The 3,821-nt window shown below is 48.1% G+C and carries 4 protein-coding genes; 1 reads left to right on the top strand and 3 read right to left on the bottom strand.

The features are described from left to right. Nucleotides 1-170: 170 nt before the first annotated feature. Entirely contained in the window at nucleotides 171-935 is a 765-nt protein-coding gene (locus PX484_RS19625; protein WP_002801964.1) for a metallophosphoesterase family protein, read from the top strand. Here PX484_RS19625 and PX484_RS19620 read toward each other — a convergent pair. The 3 genes from PX484_RS19620 to pgl form a co-directional block, all read right to left on the bottom strand. Continuing rightward, complete coding sequence (locus tag PX484_RS19620) at nucleotides 854-2,101, bottom strand: site-2 protease family protein (RefSeq protein ID WP_288105201.1); 1,248 nt, start codon at nucleotides 2,099-2,101, stop codon at nucleotides 854-856. The two genes, PX484_RS19625 and PX484_RS19620, sit on opposite strands and share 82 nt — an antisense overlap. A 149-nt stretch (nucleotides 2,102-2,250) precedes the next feature. Next, nucleotides 2,251-2,883: a double zinc ribbon and FHA domain-containing protein gene (locus tag PX484_RS19615; RefSeq protein WP_287766882.1), complete on the bottom strand. Its 633-nt coding sequence runs from the start codon at nucleotides 2,881-2,883 to the stop codon at nucleotides 2,251-2,253. 133 nt (nucleotides 2,884-3,016) lie between these two features. Then, nucleotides 3,017-3,739, bottom strand: a complete 723-nt coding sequence (pgl, locus tag PX484_RS19610; protein ID WP_002801967.1) for a 6-phosphogluconolactonase — start codon at nucleotides 3,737-3,739, stop codon at nucleotides 3,017-3,019. Nucleotides 3,740-3,821 lie beyond the last annotated feature (82 nt).

Below are 3,821 nucleotides of genomic sequence, written 5' to 3'. Positions count from 1 at the left end.
TTGGAGGGATCGGGGGTAAAATTCCTGGACTTTTTCCCTGAAAATTAGGTAACTGACCACCTCAAAATCGGTAAAACCCTACACCCTACACCCCACACCCCACACCCTGCCCCCACGAAAAACTTTTTGCCGCAAACCCTACCTATGCCCTAATCCCCTACCAAATCCTCATGCGAACCTTAGCGATCGGCGATATTCATGGTTGCTCGAAAGCTCTAGATCACTTGCTAGAGATCGTCAATCCCAAACCGCAAGATACTTTAATCACCCTCGGTGATTACGTTAATAAGGGCAGAGACTCGAAAGGGGTGATCGATCGCCTGATTTCCCTACACAAACAGGGAAATTTGATTCCCCTCAAGGGTAATCACGAGATTATCATGCTGCAAGCCCGTAACAACCCCCTCAAACAGCGTCTCTGGTTAGAAAAAGGCGGTAAAGCTACTCTAAAATCCTATAGCGAAGGCCAACTGATTAAAATTCCCGAATCTCACTGGGATTTTTTAGGAAAAGTCTGTATAAATAGCTACGAAACTGCAAATCATTTATTTGTTCACGCTGGTCTCGATCCCAATCTACCCCTAGCCAGACAACCAGAATACAAACTCTTTTGGGAGAAATTTCAATATCCCGCCGCCCATAGTTCGGGAAAAACCATGATTTGCGGCCATACCAGCCAAAAAAGCGGGAAACCGATTAATCTCGGCCATGCCATTTGTATTGATACTTGGGCCTACGGCCAAGGCTGGTTAAGTTGTTTAGATGTGGAAACGGGGAAATTGTGGCAGACTAACCAGCGAGGAAATTTTCGGATTAGCCATATTCAAGATTATTACCGTCCATCCTCTCTAGGTCAGGACATTAAGGACGGTTCGCCGATTTTTGGCGGTTCGCTTTTGTCGAGAGCGGCAGCAATGACATTCAAGGGCAAATAACTGGGATAAACTCCCTCGCGAGCGCGTTCAATATCCGTTTCCTCTAGGGGAATTTGGTATTTAATCGCAATTGCCTTGAGGATATCGCCGCGATCGATCACTCCCGCTAAGGCGGAGGCTGGTGTTAACACCGTGATCATTCGGTCCGGGATGGTTTCCAATTTTTGCACCACTGTCACTAAGGGGGTTTTTTCCTCAACACTGGGAATTTCCGTGAGGGGATGGGCAATATCAAGCAGGTGTTTTTCTGACCAGAAACTCCGCTCGATCGCCTGTAAATCTTCCACCCGAATTAATCCCCGATAACGTCCCTCGGAAGCGGCAAAATAAGCAGTATTGGCAGCCGCTCGGTCTAAAACGTATTCTTGGGCGAATTCCTGTAGGGTTTGATGGGCGTTTAAAACCCGCAAATTTCTGCTCATCACCTCTCCCGCTGTAAAATTGAGGAGACTTTCCTGTAAATTAGTCAAATTATCGTAGGCGCTGGCATTTCTGAGGATAAACCAGCCCATTAATCCTAACCAGGCACCCCCCACATCTGCCGTCAAGAGAACCAAGAAAATCCCTAAAATAATCCCCAACCAACCGATGAATTGACCACTGATCGCAGCCCAATGTAAACCCTTCCAGCGATCGCCGGTCGCTTGCCAGACCATTGCTTTGAAAATTTGACCCCCATCGAGGGGTAAACCGGGGATAAGATTAAATAGAGCCAAAAACAGGTTAATTATCGCTAAATGCCCGCATATATAGGTTAAATTGGCGTTTAAATAGGGTAAGTGACTGGCTAGGGATAGGAGACAAAACAGGAGAAAACTGACGAGGGGTCCAGCGATCGCTACTTGCAGGGCCTCTGGAGGAGTCCGAGATTCTCGATCGATCGAGGCCATACCTCCAAAGAGAAACAGGGTAATGGAATTGACCTCGATGCCTTGGCAACGAGCCATTAAACTATGACCTAATTCGTGGAGTAAAACCGAGATAAACAGCAATAAAGCCATGATTAAACCAAGTAACCACGCTAAACCGAAACTCTGGGCGGCCAGAGACTGAATTTCTGCATCGGTGGCATTGATCAGGGTGACAAAAGCCAGAATCAAAAACCACGAGGAATCAATATAGAGAGGAATGCCCAATAAAGAGCCGAGTCGCCAATTTGTACGCATAATTTTCAGTGGGGAAGTGGGAATTATGAATTATGAATTATGAATTATGAATTATGAATTGGGGAGTGGGGAGTGGGAAGTGGGAAGTGGGGTAGTGGGGGAATTCAACTAAAACCCTAAAACCCTAAAACCCTAAAACCTGTCTCCTTTTAAGACATTTGCCAAATAAAAGTCATTTTGTCGCCTTTACCGAGGGAAATGCGATCGCCAGCCCGGAGACGATGACGATTGCCGGGGGGTAGGGGAGTGTGATTAACGTAGGTTCCGTTAGCGCTGCCGCTGTCTTCGAGGTAATAGATGCCCCCTTCGACGCGGATATCGGCATGAACCCGGGAGACGATATCAGAATCGGGAAAACCGGAAACATCGATATCGGGGGGAATGCGATCGTTAGGTTTGCCGACATGAATTACCGATAGATGTAGGGGTAATTCAATTTTGCTATCGGTTTGCAGGTGCTGCAGACTAGCTATTTCCGTCTGTAAGCGGGTGGCAGCCGGAACCGGTGGAGGAGCAACAGGAGGAGGTGCGATCGAGGCGACAGTGGGTGTCGAGACTGGTGAGACGGGTTCAGGTTCCGATTCCGATTCGGCCTCGGCTGCCACCATGGGGGCAGAATTAGGCTGTAAATTGTAGCCACACTGACCGCAAAAGGTGGCATCAGTTTGGATGGTTGCCCCACAACTAGGACAGGAAGACATCCTCGGTAAGGGGGTATAACAGGCCTCGCATTGACTGGCCTCATCGGGGTTAATATGTTCGCAATTAGGACAAACGATCATTTTTAAGGAAAAAGTAAAAAGGAAAAAGTAAAAAAGCAGATCAGGGGTTGGGTGTTAGGGTGTTAGGGTTTTGGGGTGTTAGGGTTTTAGTTGAAATTCCCCATTACCCCTATTCCCCAATTCCCCCTATTCTCTAGACAAACGAGGAACCGGCCGCCGCATCGAGTAACCAATATAATTCCCCGGCCGGGGGGTGGATGAGACGGGAAGGATAGGAGAAAGAGTCACCATAGGCAGAGAAAATCTCATGTAAAGCGGGGCGTTTACTTTCGCCGGCAGCGATAAAGATCACACAACGGGCCTGATTGATCAGGGGAACGGTAAAAGTTAAGCGGGGATTGCCGTCTTTCTCGCCGACGGTGATACAGCGATCGCTCACCGTTAAAGCTGCCGTGTGGGGAAAGAGAGAGGCGGTGTGACCATCATCGCCCATTCCCAATAAAATCAGGTCAAAAACGGGAAAATCGGGAGAATTGACCCCAAACCATTGGCGGAGATGATCATCGTATTTTTGGGCGGCCAGCTGGGGATCGGGGTCATCCGTGGGCATAGGATGAATATTAGCGGCCGGGATCGGTATGCGATCGAGCCATGCTAATCGGGCCATGCGTTGATTACTGTCAGGATGATCGGGACTAACGTAGCGTTCATCTCCCCAGAAAACGTGAATTTTTGACCAATCGAGGGGTTGAGAGGATAAGGCTTCGTAGAGAGGTTTCGGAGTACTACCGCCGGACAGAGCGATGGTAAAATAGTCCTGTTGGTCGAGGCTGGTTGTGATTTTTTCGAGAACCAGCGCCAGAGATTTTGCGATCAGAGCTTGTTTATCAGCTAAAACTTCCACCAATTTCTGCATGGGTTTTGTTATCAACTCAGGGGGCTGTCTTTACTATAGGCTAACCATTCAGGACTCATCTGAGAGCTTGGGAAAATTTTAT

The organism is Microcystis sp. M49636_WE2 (genome assembly GCF_030065375.1).
Taxonomy (GTDB): Bacteria; Cyanobacteriota; Cyanobacteriia; order Cyanobacteriales; family Microcystaceae; genus Microcystis; species Microcystis aeruginosa_C.
Note: the sequence above shows the minus strand (reverse complement) of the source record. Positions and strands in the feature narration are given on the sequence as shown.